Source organism: Mesorhizobium sp. WSM3224 (genome assembly GCF_000427725.1).
GTDB lineage: Bacteria > Pseudomonadota > Alphaproteobacteria > Rhizobiales > Rhizobiaceae > Mesorhizobium.
In genome coordinates, this window is record NZ_ATYO01000004.1 from 69,266 (window position 1) to 88,584 (window position 19,319).

At 65.4% G+C, this 19,319-nt stretch carries 19 protein-coding genes and 1 tRNA gene; 11 read left to right on the top strand and 9 right to left on the bottom strand.

Annotated features, from left to right (window positions below):
* The first annotated feature begins 183 nt into the window (after window positions 1-183).
* Window positions 184-1,785, top strand: a complete 1,602-nt coding sequence (locus tag YU3_RS0109160) for a cisplatin damage response ATP-dependent DNA ligase (protein ID WP_027165950.1) — start codon at window positions 184-186, stop codon at window positions 1,783-1,785.
* On the opposite strand, the gene YU3_RS0109165 is transcribed toward YU3_RS0109160, so the two are convergent.
* A complete protein-coding gene (locus tag YU3_RS0109165) occupies window positions 1,782-2,186 on the bottom strand; it encodes a nuclear transport factor 2 family protein (protein ID WP_027165951.1) in 405 nt (134 codons plus the stop codon). The genes YU3_RS0109160 and YU3_RS0109165 overlap by 4 nt on opposite strands.
* A 92-nt stretch (window positions 2,187-2,278) precedes the next feature.
* The gene (locus YU3_RS0109170; RefSeq protein ID WP_027165952.1) at window positions 2,279-3,475 is read right to left on the bottom strand and encodes a hypothetical protein; all 1,197 of its coding nucleotides are present in this window, start codon (window positions 3,473-3,475) and stop codon (window positions 2,279-2,281) included.
* A 321-nt stretch (window positions 3,476-3,796) separates the two neighbouring features.
* Here YU3_RS0109170 and YU3_RS0109175 point away from each other — a divergent pair.
* The 10 genes from YU3_RS0109175 (at window position 3,797) to YU3_RS0109220 (ending at window position 10,210) form a co-directional block, all read left to right on the top strand.
* Window positions 3,797-3,872 (top strand) — tRNA-Thr (locus tag YU3_RS0109175).
* 146 nt (window positions 3,873-4,018) lie between these two features.
* Window positions 4,019-4,435, top strand: a complete 417-nt coding sequence (locus tag YU3_RS40485) for a hypothetical protein (RefSeq protein ID WP_156913432.1) — start codon at window positions 4,019-4,021, stop codon at window positions 4,433-4,435.
* A 202-nt stretch (window positions 4,436-4,637) separates the two neighbouring features.
* Window positions 4,638-4,826, top strand: coding sequence for a DUF2158 domain-containing protein (locus tag YU3_RS0109185; RefSeq protein WP_027165954.1), 189 nt, complete (start codon window positions 4,638-4,640; stop codon window positions 4,824-4,826).
* Window positions 4,827-4,981: 155 nt separating this feature from the next.
* Entirely contained in the window at window positions 4,982-5,443 is a 462-nt protein-coding gene (locus YU3_RS0109190) for an acid-shock protein (RefSeq protein ID WP_027165955.1), read from the top strand.
* 45 nt (window positions 5,444-5,488) lie between these two features.
* The gene (locus YU3_RS0109195; RefSeq protein WP_027165956.1) at window positions 5,489-6,031 is read left to right on the top strand and encodes an RNA polymerase sigma factor; all 543 of its coding nucleotides are present in this window, start codon (window positions 5,489-5,491) and stop codon (window positions 6,029-6,031) included.
* Between the two features lie 65 nt (window positions 6,032-6,096).
* Window positions 6,097-6,552 carry a hypothetical protein gene (locus YU3_RS0109200; RefSeq protein WP_027165957.1) on the top strand — a complete coding sequence of 152 codons (456 nt, stop codon included), beginning with the start codon at window positions 6,097-6,099 and terminating at the stop codon, window positions 6,550-6,552.
* The gene (locus tag YU3_RS0109205) at window positions 6,549-6,995 is read left to right on the top strand and encodes a periplasmic heavy metal sensor (RefSeq protein WP_027165958.1); all 447 of its coding nucleotides are present in this window, start codon (window positions 6,549-6,551) and stop codon (window positions 6,993-6,995) included. The genes YU3_RS0109200 and YU3_RS0109205 overlap by 4 nt, the downstream gene beginning before the upstream one ends.
* A gap of 109 nt (window positions 6,996-7,104) precedes the next feature.
* Window positions 7,105-7,392: a hypothetical protein gene (locus YU3_RS0109210; RefSeq protein WP_027165959.1), complete on the top strand. Its 288-nt coding sequence runs from the start codon at window positions 7,105-7,107 to the stop codon at window positions 7,390-7,392.
* 105 nt (window positions 7,393-7,497) lie between these two features.
* Window positions 7,498-8,955: a DUF1800 family protein gene (locus YU3_RS0109215; protein WP_245273465.1), complete on the top strand. Its 1,458-nt coding sequence runs from the start codon at window positions 7,498-7,500 to the stop codon at window positions 8,953-8,955.
* 16 nt (window positions 8,956-8,971) lie between these two features.
* Window positions 8,972-10,210, top strand: a complete 1,239-nt coding sequence (locus YU3_RS0109220; RefSeq protein WP_027165961.1) for a DUF1501 domain-containing protein — start codon at window positions 8,972-8,974, stop codon at window positions 10,208-10,210.
* A 403-nt stretch (window positions 10,211-10,613) separates the two neighbouring features.
* On the opposite strand, the gene YU3_RS36310 is transcribed toward YU3_RS0109220, so the two are convergent.
* The 7 genes from YU3_RS36310 to YU3_RS0109260 all read right to left on the bottom strand — a co-directional run bounded on the left by YU3_RS36310 (window position 10,614) and on the right by YU3_RS0109260 (window position 19,209).
* Window positions 10,614-10,877, bottom strand: coding sequence for a hypothetical protein (locus YU3_RS36310; protein ID WP_036258202.1), 264 nt, complete (start codon window positions 10,875-10,877; stop codon window positions 10,614-10,616).
* A 185-nt stretch (window positions 10,878-11,062) separates the two neighbouring features.
* Window positions 11,063-12,289, bottom strand: coding sequence for an SEL1-like repeat protein (locus tag YU3_RS38625; protein WP_051333899.1), 1,227 nt, complete (start codon window positions 12,287-12,289; stop codon window positions 11,063-11,065).
* Window positions 12,290-12,453: 164 nt separating this feature from the next.
* The gene (locus YU3_RS0109240) at window positions 12,454-14,022 is read right to left on the bottom strand and encodes an indolepyruvate oxidoreductase subunit beta family protein (protein ID WP_027165963.1); all 1,569 of its coding nucleotides are present in this window, start codon (window positions 14,020-14,022) and stop codon (window positions 12,454-12,456) included.
* A complete protein-coding gene (locus YU3_RS0109245) occupies window positions 14,015-16,168 on the bottom strand; it encodes an indolepyruvate ferredoxin oxidoreductase subunit alpha (RefSeq protein ID WP_027165964.1) in 2,154 nt (717 codons plus the stop codon). The genes YU3_RS0109240 and YU3_RS0109245 overlap by 8 nt, the downstream gene beginning before the upstream one ends.
* Before the next feature lie 48 nt (window positions 16,169-16,216).
* Complete coding sequence (locus YU3_RS0109250; RefSeq protein ID WP_027165965.1) at window positions 16,217-16,699, bottom strand: MarR family transcriptional regulator; 483 nt, start codon at window positions 16,697-16,699, stop codon at window positions 16,217-16,219.
* Window positions 16,699-18,270, bottom strand: coding sequence for an NAD(P)/FAD-dependent oxidoreductase (locus tag YU3_RS0109255; RefSeq protein WP_027165966.1), 1,572 nt, complete (start codon window positions 18,268-18,270; stop codon window positions 16,699-16,701). Before YU3_RS0109255 ends, YU3_RS0109250 begins: the two co-directional genes overlap by 1 nt.
* Window positions 18,271-18,417: 147 nt before the next feature.
* Window positions 18,418-19,209 (bottom strand): cyclase family protein, encoded by a 792-nt coding sequence (locus YU3_RS0109260; protein ID WP_027165967.1) that lies wholly within the window; start codon window positions 19,207-19,209, stop codon window positions 18,418-18,420.
* Between the last annotated feature and the right edge of the window lie 110 nt (window positions 19,210-19,319).

The window sequence follows — 19,319 nt, forward strand, 5'->3', positions numbered from 1 at the left end:
CTGGCCTGCCGGCCATCTCCCCCGCAAGGGGGGAGATCGGATGGTGCGCTGGCTTTCGCCAATCACCAGCGTTGCAGGATGTGCGGCGGGGTCGAAACTGCCAATCTCCCCCCTTGCGGGGGAGATGTCCGGCAGGACAGAGGGGGGTGTGCCGGAGCGCCAGCGCCGCCGAGCAGCGCCCCAATGAACCGCTTTGCCGAACTCCTCGACCGCCTGGTCTTGACGCCGTCGCGCAACGGCAAGCTGACGCTGCTCACCGACTATTTCCGCAGCGTCGAGGACCCCGACCGCGGGCTGGCGCTGGCCGCGATCACCGGCGACCTCTCGATCGCGGCGGTGAAGCCGGCGATGCTGCGCGCGCTGGTGATCGAGCGCATGGATCCGGTGCTGTTCGGATATTCCTGCGACTACGTCGGCGACCTTGCCGAAACCGTGTCGCTGGTCTGGCCGCAACCGGCCGGGCATATTCCCAACGATCACCCGACGCTGGCCGAGGTGGTCGGCAAGCTGCAGGCCGCCAGCCGGTCGGATGGGCCGAAGGTGCTGGCGCGGCTGCTCGACGACGCCAGCATCTCGGCGCGCTTCGCCATCATCAAGCTGGTGACCGGCGGCTTGCGCATCGGCGTGTCGGCTCGGCTCGCCAAACAGGCGCTGGCCGACCTTGGCAAGGTCGACGTCGCCGAGATCGAGGAGCTCTGGCACGGGCTGACGCCGCCCTACACCGAGCTGTTCGCCTGGCTGGAAGGTAAGGCGGACAAACCAAGGAGCGCGGCGCTCGCGCTGTTTCGGCCGGTGATGCTCTCCAACGCCGTCGACGACGGCGACCTCGAAAAACTCGACCACGCCGACTATGCCGCGGAATGGAAATGGGACGGCATTCGCGTCCAGGCCGTGTGCGAGGGCGGCGTCCGCAGGCTCTATTCGCGCACCGGCGACGACGTCTCCGGCGCTTTTCCAGACCTTGCCGCGGCGATGAATTTCGAGGCGGCGCTCGACGGCGAGCTGCTGGTCGGCGACCCGCGCGAGGCGACCGGCACGTTTTCGGACCTGCAGCAGCGGCTGAACCGCAAAAGCGTGTCGCCAAAAATCCAGCAGCAATATCCGGCTTTCATGCGCTGCTACGATGCGCTGCAGATCGACGGCGAGGATTTGCGCGCGCTGCCCTTCGCCGTGCGCCGCAAACGGCTTGAGGCCTTCGTCAAAACCCTCGATCCCGGCCGCTTCGACCTCTCACCCTTGGTCGCGTTCCCCGATTGGGAGGCTCTGGAGCGGCTGCGCCAGGCGCCGCCGCATCCGATCATCGAAGGCGTGATGCTGAAGCGCTGGGATTCGCCCTATCTCGCAGGCCGGCCGAAGGGCCCGTGGTTCAAATGGAAGCGCGATCCGCACACGATCGATGCGGTGCTGATGTATGCGCAGCGCGGCCACGGCAAGCGTTCCAGCTTCTATTCCGACTACACATTCGGCGTCTGGTCGGGGCCGGTGGGTGCCGAAGAGCTGGTGCCGGTCGGCAAGGCCTATTTCGGCTTCACCGACGAGGAACTGAGAGAGATCGACAAATATGTGCGCGACAACACTATCGAGCGTTTCGGGCCGGTGCGCTCGGTGCGCGCCGATCGCGAAAACGGCCTGGTGCTGGAGGTGGCGTTCGAAGGCCTCAACCGCTCGACCAGGCACAAATCCGGCGTCGCCATGCGCTTTCCCCGCATCTCACGGCTGCGCTGGGACAAGCCGGCTGCCGAGGCCGACCGCATCGAGACACTGCAAGCGCTTTTGGACGGTTAGTCCATAGCCGGAACGGAATGATGCTCGTGCGTGAAGGTCCACAGACCGGCGACCTTCTGGAAGCAGATGGTCAACCGGAAGTCGAGGTCACTGGAACCGTATGCCTTCACCTCGACGCAGCGCATCAGGGCAATCGCGAAGGCCACATCGGCGCCGGCGGTGACTTTCAGATCGACGATGTCAAACACGGGCGCTTCCGGCGAGGCGCCAAAGAACAGTGGCCAAGTGTCACGATACGCCTCGATGCCCGTGGATTGCAGTGGCGGCGGCACATCGAACATGACGAAATCCGGCGCATGATGGCGCAGAATCCCGTCGATGTCCTTCCGGCGCACAGCAGCGGCCCACTGTTCGATCAGGCCTCGAACTTCCTCGACTTCTTTCGGATGCACGGCGTTCATGGCGTCTTCCTCTTCTTTTGCGGGGAAGCCGAGCGGATGCGCGCCCGGTCTTCCTTCGGAAGAACGAACCCGGACGTGAGTTGCTCCCGCAACTACTCCGCGATCGAGACGCGGATCTCGTAAATATCGACCGACTTGCCTTGTTTATCGAAGTCGGAGTTGACGGCGATCGTGCCGGCGGCGCCCGGGTGCTTGGCCGGGAACTGCACGTCGAACAGATACTCGTTGCGTTCGTGGCCGACCGCGTAGCGCTTGCGGCCACAATCGCCGAGATCGCCGAAATTGCAGTCGACCGATATCTGCGTCTCCTTGCCCTCTTCCGAGCGGGCGACGATGTCGAACATGGCATGCTTGCCGGCAAGCTTCTCCAGCACGCCCTGGCCGACATCGAAGGCAATGGCCGAGCCGGACGCGCCGGAGCGGATGCGCAGGAACTGGCCGGTGTCGTCCTTCATCACGTCGGCGGCGGCGTCTGAAGGCGCGCTGACATGGGTCGGGTCGGCAGGCAAAAAAACGTTGATCCAGTTCTTCGACTGGTCCGCCTCGCCCGGCTTCTGCGGCGAGCCGGGTTCGGCCGGCTGCGAGGAATCCTCATCGTCCAGCGTCGGCGTCGATTCCGGCGGGCCGGTGTCAAGCTGGGCTGCCGTCTTGAAGACCCCGGTCTGCTTGGCGAAGTAGAGACCGATACCGACAGCGGCGAGCAGCGTGGCGACGACGAAGATCGCGGTCAGCGGCAGGCGCCGGCCCCCGATCCGTCGCTCGTCGCGGTCGGGCGAGACCTGGGCGCCGTTGCCGACGGGAGCGCCCGGCGAATCGTCGAGCGACGGCGCGTCGGGAAGCGCCGCCTCGTCCGGCATGATGTCGGGCACGCGCGGCAGCACGCGCGAGCGCGGCTGGTCCGACGCATCGGGCTGGACCGGGCCGTCAACGCTGATCGAGGGCGACGTCGCCGTTTGCGACGGCGGCAGCGGCGCGTCGACCGAGGGCGCGGCCGAAGCAGCCGGAGCGTCGACGCGGGGACCCGGCGCGGCATTGCCGGCCGATGCGATGTTTTCCGGGGGCAGCGTCACATCGGGAGCGGCCGGCAGGAATTCGGATTCGATCTCGGTGATCTTGGCCTGCACCGCCTTGCGGCGACTGATGGCGGCCTCGACCGTGACGTTCGGGTTGGCCTGCAGGACGCGGTCCAGCGCGGCAAAGGCGGATCGATAGACCTTCTCGCGGAACGCCCGGTCCTCGGCATTGCCTTTCTCGAAGGTATTGCGGATGGCTTTCTCGATGGGGTCCAAGCGAGCTCCCTCTGCGCGTTCGCTCACAGTTCCCTGATCGTTAGCCGCAGGCGACCAATCGATCAACGGGCGAGCGGCTGCCTTGCCGGCGTATCCAACGCCATTTCGGCATTTTTTGCTGGAGAATCAACATTTTTCGTTGCGAACGCTCCGGGCGATGCAGCCGGGTCGGACGCCGCCGCGTGCCACGGCTGCGCCGTTACGCGGTAACCGTAGATGGAGATTGCCGACAAGGAGGCCGGAATTCACCGCTGCCCATCTTGAATTAGCGAGCGGTTGCGTCTATCACGCAGCCCATTCTGGAAGCTTGGCGCTTCCCGGGCCGCTTTAGCTCAGTTGGTAGAGCACATCATTCGTAATGATGGGGTCAGGTGTTCGAGTCACCTAAGCGGCACCAAAATCTCCAAGAGAACCAAACTGCACCGAAGGCCGAGCGCTTAGCGGTCTGCCCGTCCAGATTCGCGGCGGGCGGCACCTTTCCTGCGGGGCAGGGCAACCTACCCCAACGGAATAAGGGGCTATATCTTGGATCCTTTCGGACCAATGCGTTCGGCAGGATGGACCTCGGTCGATTGTGGGCTAGCGGGCAAATCAGACAGTCTTGCGATCGCGCCGGCTGATAACCCCAAGCCCCCCGCCTATCGGTCGGTGCATGCCCGGCTCGCGGACCTCAAAATCCTAACCACAAAAAGCGAGCCGGGCTTCCATCCGCGTGCCCGTGCCGAGACGCAAATTGTCGGAAATGCAATGAGGAGTTGGACGGTCTATCACGTCGATTTCGGAGCCGGAGGCAACAGCCCGCTTCTGACTGAAATCGGAAGCGTTGAAGCCGATAATCTTTTGGCAGCGGTGATGAAGGCACAAGCACTGTGGCCCGATGAAAAGTCCATGACCGTCCGACCGGCCGGAGAAGATAGCCGATCGGCGCAGCCGCCGGCTCCCCGGCGCGACACCGACTGAACCCAAGGAACGATCAGGCCGCTCGCTTCGGCTCCAAGCCCCGACATGATCCGGCCATGCCTTCAGTGCTACCCGGCGTGCCACGCAAGCGGCACCAGTTTTCCACGTCCTCCCCGCCCTGCACCACGTCATCGGCGAATCTCGGCCATTGTCGGGAGTAGCTGTTGGTGGGAAACTCCACCTGTCAGCATGGGAGGTCGAAATGCCCAATAGTTTCAAGACCGGAGACGTCGTCAGGCTGAAATCCGGAGGCCCGGAAATGACCGTCAGCGACGGCGCGGCCTCTGGCACGTATCTGTGCCACTGGTTCAACCGCGAGGGCGACGTCTGGACACCGCAGCATGCCGGTTTCAAACCGGACCAGCTGGTGGTGGTCGACCAACAGAGATAGGCGCGCCTCCCGTCCCTTCAGGGACGACTGCGGTCCGCCGCCGGATCCGATGGATTTGTTGTCCGGTCGAAAAAGGACCGACGGATTTTGCTCGTCGCCGCGTTTAACGGCTGAAGCGTGGCCGCCAATGGCCGTGCCCAACCGGAGACGAGAGCATGAACCGCCCCACGATACTTGTCGTTGCCCTTGGTTCGCTGACCGCTAGCGCGGTCGCCCAGACAACGGCGCCTACCTCTGCCCCCGCACCGGCCCAGACGACGCCGGACACCTCGGCTCCCGCCAAGTCCGACCTCACCAAGTCTAACCTCACCAAGTCCGGCCTGACGCTGGAAAAATTCGAGGCGCGCCGGGAAAAGGCGTTCATGCGGGCGGATACGGACAATGACGGCAAGGTCAGCCTCGCCGAATGGACCGCTTTCCAGACCGCGCGCAAGGCCAAGGGCGATCCCGCCAAATCCTTCACCCGCATGGATACCAACAAGGACGGCTTCGTCGACAAGGTCGAGCTCGACCCCTTCCTCGCCAAGCGCTTCGCAAAGCTCGACAAGAATGGCGACGGCGTGCTCGACGCCGACGAAAGGCCGGGCCACAAATCCGCTCCCAACGAGGAGCAATGACCAAGAGGCTATGCCGCAGAATGACAGACTCGAGCGCCCCGATTGATGGGCGCCGACACGGACGAGGAACTGGTACGCCGCATCGGCACGGGCGACGCTGCCGCCGTGCAGGCAATGGTGGCGCGCAAGCTGCCGCGCGTCCTGGCTTTGGCCACGCGGATGCTCGGCGACGCGGCGGAGGCCGAGGACGTCGCCCAGGAGACTTTCGTGCGCATCTGGCGCCACGCCTCGGGCTGGCGCCAGGGACACGCACGCTTCGACACCTGGATCCACCGCGTCGCGCTCAACCTCTGCTACGACCGGCTGCGGCGCCGGCGCGAATGGACGACGGACGAATTGCCGGAGGTGGCCGATGAGGCGCCGCTTCCCGATGCCATGCCGGGCGACGAGGGGCGACGGGTCAGCCAAGCCCTGCAGCGCATCGCGCCGCGCCAGCGCGAGGCGATCGTGCTGGTGTATTATCAGGAGCTGTCCAACATCGAGGCCGCCGGCGCCATGCAGGTCAGCGTCGATGCGCTGGAAAGCCTGCTCGCACGGGGGCGCCGCTCGTTGCAAGCGATGCTCGTCGGAGACGATGGCGATGATTGAGACGATTAAGGACGTGCTGGACGCAGCGTGGGGGGCCACGCCGACAAAGCGGAAGGGGGAACGAAATGGCTGACGAGAGAAAGACCGTCGAGGTGCCATTGGATGCAAGGCGCTTCGCCGCGCTGGCGGATGCCTATGGCAGCGCATTGCATCGCTGGCCGCCGGCCGAACAGGCCGCTGCGATGCTGTTTGCCAAGACCGACGAGGGCCGCGCCATCCTGGCGGGCGCCGCCAGGCTCGACGCAATCCTCGGCCGGCATAGCGTCGAAGCGCCCAGCCCGACACTCCATGGCGCGATCGTCGCCCGGGCCGCGACCGAGGTCAGGCAGGAGCGCCGCCGGCGGTTCTGGTGGCTGGGCTTCGGGCTTGCGGGCGTCGGGCTCGCCGGCGCCGTGGCCGGGCTGGCGCTGGTGACCGTCGTCAATCCGGATATCCAGTCCGACCACTATGCCATGGACACCAATGCGACGTCGTTCGGCGACGCCGGCCCGGAAGCCGATCCGTACGAGGAAGACCTATGAGCCCCCGTCTTGTCGCCGCGTCGCTGGTGCTGAATGTTTTTCTGATCGGCGCGCTTGCCGGCGGCACTGGTTGGCTGATCGGGAAGTCGAATCCGGGCTATTCGCTGGAATCGGCCGGCGGCCGGCTGCCCGCCGCCGACCGCAAGGTGTTTCGCCAAGCGCTGCGCGAAGCGCGCCGGGAGTCGCGGGACGTGATCCTCGACGGACAGGCCGCGCGGCGCGAGGCGGCAAACCTCCTGCAACAGCCGACCCTCGACAGCAACGCGCTTGCCGCCGCCCTGGAGCGCGCGCGCAATGCCGATGTCACCGTCCGCACCCGGCTCGAGCAACGCATCATCGAGTTCGCCGCATCGAGCTCGCCGGAGGACCGTCAACTGCTGGCAGACGCTTTGTTGCGGCGCGCCGGCAGGCCGCTGCCGATGCCCGCAAAAAAATCGCCATAGGCAGCGACGGAAAGGGCGGCCACGCTCCGTTCAAGGGAGAGAGGGACAGGCCTGCGGCCGCTTTTGGCTGGCAGGTTCTCTTCAACCGCGAAACTCTCGGGAGTATCCCATGAACAGTCTGACAAAATATTCGATCGCGGCCGCGCTCGCCATCGGCGGAGCGGCCGCGGCCAGTGCCGCCTCGGCGATGCCGATCGCGCCGGTTGCGCCCGCGCCCGCGCTTGTCGAGCATGTCGCTGGGGGCTGCGGTCCCGGCTGGCATCCCAACTATTGGGGCCGCTGCGTCCCCAACCGCCGCGTGGTCTATCCGGGCTATTATTACTGGGGCGGACCGCGCGTCTATATCGGCCCGGTCTGGCATCCGTATCACCGCTGGCACCACTGGCGCCGCTGGTGATGACCCGCTCATGGCGCCGGCGCTGCGGCCGGGGTCGTGAGCGCTCTTGCGATCATGGAATATGTCGACCGGCGCGATCTGCGTCGGGCTCGGACGGAGGCTTCGTTGGCCGCACCGGTTGCAAAGTCCGTGTCGCCTGATCCGGCGCTGGTGGCGCTCCACCGCTTCGGCCTCGGCGCAAAACCCGGCGACGATTTCGGAAAGATCGCCGCCGATCCGCGTGGTTACCTCAAGGCCGAGCTGAAGCAGCAGGACATCGCGCTCATCTCCCCTGACGATCCGAGGAACGCTGGGTTGCTCGACAGCACCGCGGCGATCCAGGCCAGCATGACGGCGGCAGCAGAACGCAGGGCGGCACGGGATCAGAAGGCGGAGCCCGCCATGCGGCCGACGGCCATGGATGACCCGGGCGGCTTGACCGAGACAAAGGACAAGCCCGCGGTGCCGCGGGTCGAGGCCGATATCTATCGCGACGAGGCGCAGGCCCGTTTCGACAAGGCGTTCGCCGCGACACCCGGCTTCGTGGAGAGGCTGGTCGGCTTCTGGTCGAACCATTTCTGCGTCTCCGTCGCCAAGGCAGCGGTCGTGCGGGCAAGCGCCGGCGCCTTCGAGCGCGAGGCGATCCGCCCCTTCGTGTTCGGCCGCTTCGCCGACATGCTGCTGGCGGTCGAGCATCATCCGTCCATGCTGTTTTTTCTCGACAACCAGCAGTCGATCGGGCCGGATTCGCGCGTCGGCAAGCGGCGCGGCCGCGGCCTCAACGAGAACCTCGCCCGCGAGATCCTGGAGCTGCACACGCTGGGCGTCGGCAGCGGCTACAGCCAGGCCGACGTCACCAGTTTCGCCGGCATGCTGACAGGCTGGACGATGGCAGGCCGCAAGGGGCGGCTCGGAGAACCGGGCACGTTCGTCTTCAACGCCAATGCCCACCAGCCAGGCAATGCGGTGCTGCTCGGCAAGACCTATCCCGGCGGCGGCATGGGCCAGGCCGAGGCGGCGCTCAACGACATTGCCCGCCATCCGGCCACCGCGCGACACATCGCCACCAAGCTTGCCAGACATTTCATCGCGGACGATCCACCGCCGGCGGCGGTCGAGCGTCTCGCAAGGGTCTTTGCCAAGACCGACGGCGACCTGCGGGCTCTGGCCGTGACACTGATCGACATGCCCGAGGCCTGGTCGACGCCGCTGGCGAAGCTGCGCTCGCCATTGGACTATGTCGTCGCGTTGCGACGGGCGATCGGCTCCACCGCCGGCAACGAACCGCAACGGTCGCTTCGCTGGCTGAAGGCGCTTGGCGAACCGCTGTGGCAGCCGCCGGGCCCGAACGGCTTTTCCGACCAGACGGATGCGTGGACCTCCGCCGAGGGCCTCAAGACGCGCCTGGACATCGCCTGGCAGGCGGCAAAGCAGGCGGACGACATTGGCAATCCCAACGAGATGCTGGCGTCGCTGATCGGCGCATCCGTATCGGCCGAGACACGGCAGGCGATTTCGCGCGCCGAGTCCAGGCAGCAGGGCCTGGCGCTGCTGTTGATGGCACCGGAATTCCAGCGACGATAGCGATGGAGATGGACCCATGAGCCTTCTTTGCGAAACCCCCAGCCTCTCCCGCCGCGCGGTGCTGATGACGGGCGGCGCGCTGTTTGCCTGGGCCCATCTGCCGCGCTTGGCGCGCGCCGCCGACAACCGCGACCCGCGCCTGATCGTCATCGTGCTGCGCGGCGCGCTGGACGGGCTGTCGACGGTCGGGCCGGTCGGCGACCCCGACTATGCCGGCCTGCATGGGGACATCGCGCTTTCGCTCTCAGGCGCCAACCCGGCATTGCCGCTCGACGGTTTCTTCGCCGTCAACCCGGCAATGCCGGTGTTTGCGCGCCTGTTCAAGGCGGGCCAGGCGGCGGTCGTGCATGCGGCCGCGACCGGCTACCGCGACCGCTCGCATTTCGACGGCCAGGACGTGCTGGAAAGCGGCCTGCCCGGCCCAGGCAATGCCACGACCGGCTGGCTCAACCGGGCTTTAGCCAGCCTGCCGGCAGGCGACAGGATCGTAAAAGCCGGCGGGCTCGCGGTCGGGCCTTCGACGCCGCTGGTGATCCGCGGCGCCGCACCCGTGCTCGGCTGGGCGCCGCAGGCCCTGCCGACGCCCGGCGATGCCTTGGCAGAGCGTGTGCTCGATCTCTACAACCATCGCGACCCGGTGCTGGCCGCAGCGCTGCAGAGAGGCCTCGACGCCGACCGGATGGCAATGGGCGACGCGCTCGACGGCAAGACCATGAAACCGAAAGGCGGCCTCGACAATGCCGCCGGCATGCGCCAGTCGGCGCAAGGCGCGGCGAGGCTGATGGCGGCCGATGACGGGCCGCGCATCGCGGCACTCGCGTTCGACGGCTGGGACACGCATGTCAACGAAGGCGGCGCAACCGGCCGGCTCGCCAATCTGCTCGGCGGCCTCGACGGCGCCTTCGAGGAGTTCGAGAAGGGGCTCGGCGCGCGCTGGCGGGACACGGCGGTCGTCACCATTACCGAATTCGGCCGCACGGCGCGCATCAACGGCACCGTCGGCACCGACCACGGCACCGGCACGGTGGTGCTGCTCGCCGGCGGCGCGATCAACGGCGGCCGCGTCGTCGCCGACTGGCCGGGATTGAAGCCGGCCCAGCTCTACGAACAGCGCGACCTGGCGCCGACCAGCGATGTGCGCGCGGTGCTGAAGGGGCTGCTTGCCGACCAGTTCGGGCTGTCCGCTGCGGTGCTTGGCGACAAGGTGTTTCCGGACTCGGCCGCGGTGAAGCCGATGCGGGACTTGGTGGTGTGAGCCTTGGGCTTCGTCGGTGATAGGCGCCAGGCGTCTGTCAATTCGTCCTGGGACGGGGCAACGCAAGGCGAGATCGGTCGCGATCCTTCGCGCCCCCCTCTGTCCTGCCGGACATCTCCCCCACTTGGGGGGAGATTGGCAGCTTCGGCGCTCCGCTCAATTCTATCACGTAAGAGATTGGCGAAAGCTGCGGTGACGGCTGATCTCCCCCCTCGTGGGGGAGATGTCCGGCAGGACAGAGGGGGGCGCTGTCCCGCCGACATCTCAAAGCTTCCTCGCCGCTGCAACGCTATAAGCTACGGACGCGAACCCAAGGGTCTCTGTGACCGAGCTTCGCTCCGGTTTAGGACCTAAGCAAGACGCCCGCGCCGTTACCGGCGCGAGCGTCGATCCCCTCGACGGGTCACGAGCTCCAATAGCCGGGATGCCAGCGGTCATGAACCCAGAAGCCGGGATGCCAATGGCGCACGGGCCGGACGAACCGGCGACCGTTCGGCACGCAATTGCCCCAGCGGTTCACGTGCCAGCCGGGACCGCAACGCCAACCTACGGTCTCGACCGGCGATGTTGCGCTGGGCTTGGCCATCGGCATGGCCTGAGAGCCGGCGCCGGACAGCGTCAATGTGCCGGCGGCCAAGGCGAGTGGCAGAAAGTATTTTGTGAACAAGCATCATCTCCGTAATTCATCCCTACCTTCGTGAAACGGAGGAGAGGATCGAAATCCGTCGGACCGGTCCTGATCACATCTTCGTTATCGGGCGGTGTCTTCGCCGAGCGTCGCCACCGTCTTCAGCGCGCCATCGAGCATGTCGCCCTTCTCGTCCTTCAGCGCCGCGTCGCGCAGGCGGCGGGTCATTGAAGCCGTTCATCATATTCGTCGTGCGCAACAATCCGTATTGCGTGCAAAAAAATGGCCAGATAGGCGCGCACACCTTTGCTACGTGATCCGAGGACTTTGTCGCCTTTGATCATCCGCATCGCCAGGGCGCGCCTCGCAAAGACGTGGCCGGCGTCGGCAGCCTGTTTGAGCAATTCGTCGGCCTCGCCGGGATGGCGTTGCAAATGCGGGTTATTCTTCAGGATACGGTATTGCCAATAAGCTGAAGAGATCGGTTTGGATGTAGCTTTCCGTAGCCAGTCGATCGCTTCGTTCGGGCGTCCTTGCTTGAAATTCGTATGCCCGAGGCGAATTGCGGCGGCTTGGTTTCCACCTGAGTAGGCCATCTCGTAGTAAGCGATGGCCATATCGAGATCTTTGCTGACGCCATGCCCCCGGCCGTAGAGGTATCCAAGCCATTCATGCGCCCAAGCCGAACCGGATTCCTTCAAGAGAAGGGCCGCCTCAGCGTAGCGCTTTTCCTGCAGGAACTGATAAGCGGTCTGCTCGCCCAGAGCCTTGGTCGCGGGATCATGGCCCTGATCGGAAGCTTTTCTGAGCCAACTAACAGCCTCGTCGTGCTCTCCGGCCTTGTCCAAGACCGAAGCGTAGCAATGCTGGCCATAGGCATCACCAGCCTCGGCAGATTTCGAGTACCAAAAGCGGGCCGCATCAGTATCGACAGGGATTTCGTCGCCGACGGAATACATACTGCCCACACGCGACATGGCGTTGCCATCACCCGCCTCCGCAGCCTTCAGGTACCATTGGAAGGCTATGGTCTTGTCGACATCTACGCCGCTGCCATAGAAATACATCTGGCCGAAACGACACATCGCGTCGGCATCCCCGGCCAATGCGCCTTTTAGGTACCAGTCGCGCGCAAGCTGGAAATCGACAGGGACACCATGCCCGTAGAAATAGATATTGCCGAGCCAGCCCATAGCCTCGGCGTCGCCCAATTCAGCGGCCTTCAAGAACCATTCGTGTGCAGCAATAGTGTCAACAGCGACACCCCTGGCTTTCAGATATACATATCCGACCCATGTCATCGCGGCTGCAGAGCCAGCCTCGGCGAGCTTCTCGAACAGGGGTACGGCCGTAGACTCGTCGCCCGATCTGAAAATCACCTTGGCTGCGTCTAGCTCTTTGTCCAGGTGCTCATGGGCCTGTTCAGTCTGCGAGGAAAGTTCTTCGGCCATTGCAATCGCGATCCATGCGACCTCAAGTTGTCTCCTGCCTCTATGTAGGAGATCGATTGCAGGCCAAGAATCTATTCACGCCTTATGGTAAATGGCATGCTTCCCGGTGGTGAAAATGGTTCAGATGCCGATGACTACCGCCCCGGATTGGCGTCACTGGTTATCTATCCAAGCGTCGCCACCGTCTTCAGCGCGCCATCCAGCATGTCACCCTTCTCGTCCTTGAGCGCAGCTTCGCCCAGGCGGCGGATCCAGTCGGCGGCATCGTCGCGGCCTTTGAGCATGGCGAGCGCCGAGAGCACGCGGTCGAATTTCGACTGGGCACGCGCGTGGGTGTCGCTGTAGCCCTTGATCAGCCGGCGGCAGTTCAGGATCTCAGTGGCTAAAGCATAGTCCTCACGCACGTAGCCGAGCGCCAGGCTGTACCAGCGCTCCAGATGCTCGACCTCTATCCTGTGGCGCAGCAGGCGGCGGCGCCAGCGGCGCAGGCCGCCGATCAACCACAGCATGGCAAAGCCGGTGAAGCTGTCGGTGCGGATGCGACGTCCGCGATTGATGCGGCGGTCGAGGAAGGCGGCGAGCTTCGGCCGGTTCTCGATATAGCTGCCAAGGCTTGCCGGCAGCGTGCCGCAGAATTCCTCGATGCGGGGATGGAAATATTCGGTCACCTGCAGGACCGAACCTTCCTTGACGCTGACCTCCTTGCGCACCCGCTTGTCCCGCGTCGAGCGTGTCTTGAGATCGGCAACGCGGATCATGTCGTCATAGCACATGGCGTTGGCCAGATGTTTCGCCGCGGCAACCGACAGCGCGAAGCCGCGCTCCGCATCGTCCAGCGCAACCGCCTTGTCCAGCCGGTCGAGATATTCGCCGCCATAGGCGATGTCCTGGTAGTCGACGACTTTCTTCAGGCCGCGTTCGGCCATGTCGCGCAGCGGTTGCGGCAGTGCCGCGACGCGGCCGGCAAGTTCCTGCCAACCCTTCAAAAGGGTTTCCGGCCCGCTCACTTTCGCCTGACGCGCGTCAGGCGCGTCAGGTTTCGCCACTGCCTTTTCGTCCACCGGAGCGGCGGCGATGCCGCGCGCGCGGTCACAGGCGGCGCCGAAGGCGGCAAGGCTTGGCTTGACGCCGCGGCCGCCGGCGCCGATCGCCTGCTCGTAGCTTTCGCGGGTGAAGGGTAGCGCGTCGGACCCGGCCAACGCGCCGAGCAGGCTGGCCGAGATCATGGTGCCGTTCTCGGCGGCGATCTTTTCCATGTCGAAGGCGATAAACCGCTTTGCAGCAGCCTGAGCCGTCGCATGCACCTTCTCCGACGAGGCGCGGCCATCGCCCGGCTCGATCTTTTCGGAGACGGCGGCAATGCGGTGCGAGGAGGTGATCAGCGTCGTGCGCTCGGGCGTGACGAAGCCGCGGATGATGGCGCGGCCGGCTTCCATCAGCTCGGCGGCGATCAGGATGTCGACGTCGCCTTGCGACGGCGACAGCGCGAAGACCGGCAGCCGGCCGGTGTCGCGGGCCATCTCGATATAGTAGATCGTGGCGCCGGTGCGCTGGGCAACGCCGGCCACGGACGTCGACTGCGCGATATAGCCGTTGCGCTCGGCGACATCGGTGATCCAGTCGGCAAGCACGCCGCCGCCCTGGCCGCCGACGGCAAGCACGGCGAGCTTTATCACCCGTTCGTCGTCTGAGGCGCCCGCCTTCGGGCGCAGTGCGGCGTTGTGTTCAAGCATCGGCGAACGTCAAGCGGCGGCTCTCGCGGCGCCGCTGCAAGAGGCCGATCACGGCGCGGCGCGCGCTTTCCAGGAAACGGTCCCAGCGGCCCGGGTTGTGCACGACATCGGCACGGTAGAAGGACGGGCAGAGCACCGCGGCATCCGCCACTTCGCCGCAATTGCCGCAGCCGACGCAGCTCTGGTCGATCGAGGCGACAGGATCGTCGCGCAGCGGATCGTCGAGCGACTTCACCGACAGCGACGGGCAGCCTGACAGCCGCATGCAGGCGTGGTCGCCGGTGCAGATATCCTCGTCGACGCCGAACTTCGGCTTCACCACTCGCTCGCCACCCTTGATCGCCTTGTCGACCAGCGGCTTCTCGCGGCGCTGGCGGTTCAGCATGCATTCGGAAGAGGCGACGATGACCTTCGGCCCCTTCTCCTCGGTGGTCAGCGCCTCGCGCAGGGCGGCCCGCATCTTGCCGACATCATAGGTGCGGTCGATGTGGCGCAGCCATTTGACGCCCATGCCCTTCACCGCTTCATCGATCGGATGCTTGGTCGACTTGGTGCGGTTCGACGCGCGTGATGACAAGATGTCTTGGCCACCCGTCGCGGCCGAATAGAAATTGTCGACGATGACGATGACGCCGTCATTCTTGTTGAAGACCGCGTTGCCGATCGAGGAGGTCAGGCCATTGTGCCAGAAGCCGCCGTCACCGACGAAGGAGATAGAGCGGCGTGTTGCTTCCGGCGAGTTGAAGGCGGAGGCCGAGGCCGGCCCAAGCCCATAACCCATGGTGGTGGCGCCGAGCTCGAAGGGCGGCATGATCGAGAACAGATGGCAGCCGATGTCGGAAGCGATGTGGTGCTTGCCGAGCTCCTGCTCGACCAGCTTGGTCGCGGCGAAGATCGGCCGCTCGGGACAGCCGACGCAGAAGCCCGGCGGGCGGCCTGGAACGACATTGATGAGATCGGCGGTATCGACGCCGTCGCCCAGCTTGTTTGGCGCCCGCACCTCGCCCGGCAGCAGATGCGGGGCGTGCGCCCGCAGGAAAGAGCCGATGCCGTCGAGCATCACCTGTCCGGTATATTCGCCGGCCATCGGCAGATGCTCCTTGCCGACCAGCTTGGTGCCGCGCCCGGCCTTGTGCAGCATCGCGGCAAAGGCCTGTTCGATATAGTTGGGCTGACCTTCCTCGACGACCAGTACCGCCTGCTTGCCTTCGCAGAAGGACAGGAATTCATCGTCGACCAGCGGATAGACGGCGTTGAGCACGTAAAGCGGCACGTCGGTGTCGCCATAGGTGTCGGCGAGGCCGAGCCGCTGCAGCGCACGGATGACGGAATTGTACATGCCGCCCTGCATGACGATGCCGACCGAGCCATGGTCAGGCCCGAACATCTCGTTGATCTTGCGGCTTTTGATGAAGTCGACCGCAGCCGGCCAGCGCTTGGCGACCTTCTCCTTCTCATGCAGGAAGGAGGCGGGCGGCAGCACGATGCGGCCGGTGTCACGCCGCGGCGCGTCGAGCGCATCGGCGACCGACATCGGCGGGCGCTTGTTGTCCTTGGCGATGAAGTGGCCGTGCACGTGACAGCAGCGGATGCGCACCTGCAGCATGACCGGCGTGTTGGAGACCTCGGACAGCTCGAAGCCATCCTCGACCGCCTTGACGATGGAAGGCAGGTTGGGGCGCGGGTCGAGCAGCCAGACCTGGCTCTTCATGGCGAAGGCATGGCTGCGCTCCTGCATGATCGAGGAGCCCTCGCCATAGTCCTCGCCGACGATGATCAGCGCGCCGCCGGTGACGCCGCCGGACGCCAGATTGGCGAGCGCATCGGAAGCGACATTGGTGCCGACCGTCGACTTGAAGGTGGCCGCACCCCGGATCGGATAATGCACGGATGCGGCAAGCATGGCGGTGGCGGTGGCTTCCGAGGCGCTCGCCTCGAAATGCACGCCGAGCTCGCCCAGAATGTCCTGCGCATCGGCAAGCACGTCCATCAGGTGGCTGATCGGCGCGCCCTGGTAGCCGCCGACATAGCCGACGCCGCATTGCAGCAGCGCCTTGGTGATGGCGAGGATGCCCTCGCCGGCGAATTCCTCGCCGGCCCCTAACCTCAGCTTTTCGACTTCCTTGGCAAAAGACCGTTCGGCCATGTCTGCCTCCTTCCGTTACCGCGTTACCGGGCGGTGCGTACGTCAAACTCAGATGTCGTGCTTGCGGATGTTCTTCAGCATCTTCTGCAGAATAGCGATCAGCGCGGCATATTCGGCGTCGTCGACATCATCGAACATCGCCTCGAAAGCGTCGTGCATGGCCGGCCACGCGCGGGTGAACAGCGCGCGCCCGTCACCGGTCAGGAACACGTGGCGAATGCGGCTGTCGGTGACGCCCTGCTCGCGCCGTACGAGGCCCTGGCCTTCGAGCGTGTCGAGCGTGCGGCTCAAGGTCGACTGCTCGATGACGGTGTAGACCGAGAGGTCGTTGACGGTGACGCCATCGGTGACTGACAGCACGGCCAGCGTGCGGACCTGGGGAATGGTCAGGCCCTGCTTGCGGAAATCTTCGCGCAAAGTGGCGTTGTAGCGGCCCATGATGCGGTTCATCAGATAGGGCGCGAATTGCTGCAGGCCGATCTGGCCGAGCGTCGAGATGCGCTGGCGTTTTTCGAGAGGCTTCTGGTCCATCACAGCCTCCCCGCCAAAAGGAAGCCGGAGCCGCCGCCAAGGCCGGCGCCGGGATGGGTCGAGGCGCCGATATGGTAGAGGCCCTTGACGCTGGTCTCATGGTTGCGGCTTGCCTTGAACGGCCGCCACAGGAAGGACTGGTCGATGGTGGACGAGCCGCCATAGGGATCGCCGCCGACCAGGTTGATGTTCATCGCTTCCAGATCGGCCGGCGAATAGGCGCGACGGGCGATGACCGTCTCGCGAAAACCGTCGATGTGATGGGCAAAGATCGCCTCGACACGGTCGGCATAGGCCTCACGCAGCGCCTCCGTCCAGCGGCCGTCGGCGGGCGCCTCGAGCTTGCCGGCGGCATCGCCCTTGATGTGGCGAGGCGCCTCGGGCAACTGCAGCCATAGGATCGCCTTGCCTTGCGGACAGCGCGATGGGTCGAGCGCATGCGGCTGGCCGACGCAGATGGTCGGCACTTCTGGCAGCAGGCCACGCACCGCCTCGTTGCAGGCTTTCGACACACCGTCGAGCCCCGGCGTCAGATGCAGCAGTGCCACCTTGTCGAGGTCCTCGCCACGCCAGGTCGGCGGCTTGTCCAGCGCATAATGGATCTGGAAATTGCCCTTGCCGTAGCGATAGCCGCGCGCCGCCTCGACGTCGCGCTTGGGGGCCGCATCGCCGAGCAGGCGGCTGTAGAGCTGCGTCGGCGTCACCGAGCAGATCACGCTTTTCGTCGCGTTCAACATCTCGCCGGAGACGAGCCGCACGCCGCTGGCGCGGCCGCCGGTCTGGACGATCGAAGCGACATCGGCGTTGACGCGGATTTCGCCGCCGCGTTCCTTGATCAGCGCCTCGAAGGCGGCAAGAAGGTTCCTGGCGCCGCCCTTGACGATCGGCGCGCCGGCGGCCTCCAGCGCGAAGGCGATGACCTTGGCGATCTGGCCGGAGAAGGCGTCTTCCGGTCCGAGCCCGGCATGCAGCACCCAGGGCGCCCATAGCGCGCGGACGACGTCCGAACTGTAAGTCGTTTCCAACCAACTCCGCGCGGGCACCAGCGCCTCGCCCATGAAAGCGGCAAGGTTGCGCGGGCCGCGCCGCCAGGCCTCGCCGGCCAGCAGCTTGGTCGTCGGATAGGACCAGAGCCCGCCGCCGAGCAGGCCGAAGAGCAGCCCGGCATTGCGCTCGATTTCCCCGACATCGCCGCCATGGCGGTCGCCGTCGCCGGCCGCGATCCGGTTCAGCGCAGCGATGTTGGCGGCGCGGTCGGTGGTAAGCACGGCATGGCTGCCATCGGGCGTGAGCACGCCAGTCGGCGTGGCAGTATGGCAGAACTCCAGCCCATGCCGCGCAAGGTCCTTGCCGAGTGCGGCGAAGGCCGGCGACGTGATGAACAGCACGAAGGTCGTCGCCATCACGTCATGGACGAAGCCGGGCGCCGTGATCTCCTCGGTGCGCATGCAGCCGCCGATGCGGTCGTTACGCTCAAGCACCAACACCTTGGAGCCCTTGGCGCCAAGCATCGCCGCGCAGACCAGGGCGTTGATGCCGCTGCCGACGATGATATGATCGGCGGCGGTCATTGGGGGGTGCCCTTGAGTGACAGGGGGCCAATCGGGCTAAGCCGCGTTCCTTCGCGTAGAGCGCCAGCCTCTGCAGGCTGCCACCCATCACCCATCTTCACTCCATTGCCCTCGCGCATGATCTTCTCCCGAAGACCGCCGCCTCGCCTATTTGCCCGGCACCAGGGCCAGCGCGCGGATCGGGCTGCCGGTGCCGTGGTCGATCTTGAGGGGTGCTGCGATCAGGATCGCGCCTTTCGCCGGCAGTTGGTCGAGATTGCACAGGCTGGCCAGCCCGTAGCGGTTGGCTTTGTGCATCAGCGTATGCGCCGGGAATGGCGGCTCCATGCCGCCGGCCTTGCCGGCGTCGGTGCCGATCGTCTCCGAGCCCCAGCCCTTGATGTCCTTGCTGATCAGGAACTGGATGGCTTCCGCCGTCGGTCCGGGCGTATGCGGGCCGGTCTCGTTGGCGTTGAGGAACTCGGTTTCCGAGCCGTTGCGCTTGTACCAGTCGGTGCGCATCACCACCCATTCGCCGGGATTGATCGCGCCATGCTTGGCTTCCCAGGCCTTGATGTGATCGACGGTGAGCAGGAAGTCGTGGTCCGCGGCAGACTCTTTGGAGCAGTCGATGACGTTGACCGGGCCGATGAAATTCTGCGCCGGAATGGTGTCGGTGGCGCCGTCCGGATAGTCCTTGCCGGTGATCCAGTGCTGCGGCGCGTCGAAATGCGTGCCCGAATGCTCGCCGAGCTTCAGCCAGTTCCAGGCCCACCACGGACCGTTCTTGTCGTATTTGGAAATCTGATGGATCTCGACCTTCGGTGTATCGACGGCGAGTTCCGGCGGCAGCTTGATCAGCGGCGTATCGGGGCCGAGCGGCGCCGTCAGGTCGACCACCTTGATTGCTCCCGAAAGCAGTTGGCTGGCGACCTCGCCAAGGAGTTGTTGCGTGTCCATGGTCTTTCGTTCCCTCTTATGCGTGATCATCAAGGCTCGTTGCGGCCCTTAATATACCTACTAGACGAAAACATATGCATCTGCAATTATCTTTAAGCATAAAGCATTTT

Coding starts and splice junctions, on each gene's coding strand:
- YU3_RS0109160 (WP_027165950.1), top strand. CDS start 184: ATGAACCGCTTTGCCGAACTCCTCGACCGCCTGGTCTTGACGCCGTCG.
- YU3_RS0109165 (WP_027165951.1), bottom strand. CDS start 2,186: ATGAACGCCGTGCATCCGAAAGAAGTCGAGGAAGTTCGAGGCCTGATC.
- YU3_RS40485 (WP_156913432.1), top strand. CDS start 4,019: ATGCGTTCGGCAGGATGGACCTCGGTCGATTGTGGGCTAGCGGGCAAA.
- YU3_RS0109185 (WP_027165954.1), top strand. CDS start 4,638: ATGCCCAATAGTTTCAAGACCGGAGACGTCGTCAGGCTGAAATCCGGA.
- YU3_RS0109190 (WP_027165955.1), top strand. CDS start 4,982: ATGAACCGCCCCACGATACTTGTCGTTGCCCTTGGTTCGCTGACCGCT.
- YU3_RS0109195 (WP_027165956.1), top strand. CDS start 5,489: ATGGGCGCCGACACGGACGAGGAACTGGTACGCCGCATCGGCACGGGC.
- YU3_RS0109200 (WP_027165957.1), top strand. CDS start 6,097: ATGGCTGACGAGAGAAAGACCGTCGAGGTGCCATTGGATGCAAGGCGC.
- YU3_RS0109205 (WP_027165958.1), top strand. CDS start 6,549: ATGAGCCCCCGTCTTGTCGCCGCGTCGCTGGTGCTGAATGTTTTTCTG.
- YU3_RS0109210 (WP_027165959.1), top strand. CDS start 7,105: ATGAACAGTCTGACAAAATATTCGATCGCGGCCGCGCTCGCCATCGGC.
- YU3_RS0109220 (WP_027165961.1), top strand. CDS start 8,972: ATGAGCCTTCTTTGCGAAACCCCCAGCCTCTCCCGCCGCGCGGTGCTG.
- YU3_RS38625 (WP_051333899.1), bottom strand. CDS start 12,289: ATGGCCGAAGAACTTTCCTCGCAGACTGAACAGGCCCATGAGCACCTG.
- YU3_RS0109240 (WP_027165963.1), bottom strand. CDS start 14,022: ATGCTTGAACACAACGCCGCACTGCGCCCGAAGGCGGGCGCCTCAGAC.
- YU3_RS0109245 (WP_027165964.1), bottom strand. CDS start 16,168: ATGGCCGAACGGTCTTTTGCCAAGGAAGTCGAAAAGCTGAGGTTAGGG.
- YU3_RS0109250 (WP_027165965.1), bottom strand. CDS start 16,699: ATGGACCAGAAGCCTCTCGAAAAACGCCAGCGCATCTCGACGCTCGGC.
- YU3_RS0109255 (WP_027165966.1), bottom strand. CDS start 18,270: ATGACCGCCGCCGATCATATCATCGTCGGCAGCGGCATCAACGCCCTG.
- YU3_RS0109260 (WP_027165967.1), bottom strand. CDS start 19,209: ATGGACACGCAACAACTCCTTGGCGAGGTCGCCAGCCAACTGCTTTCG.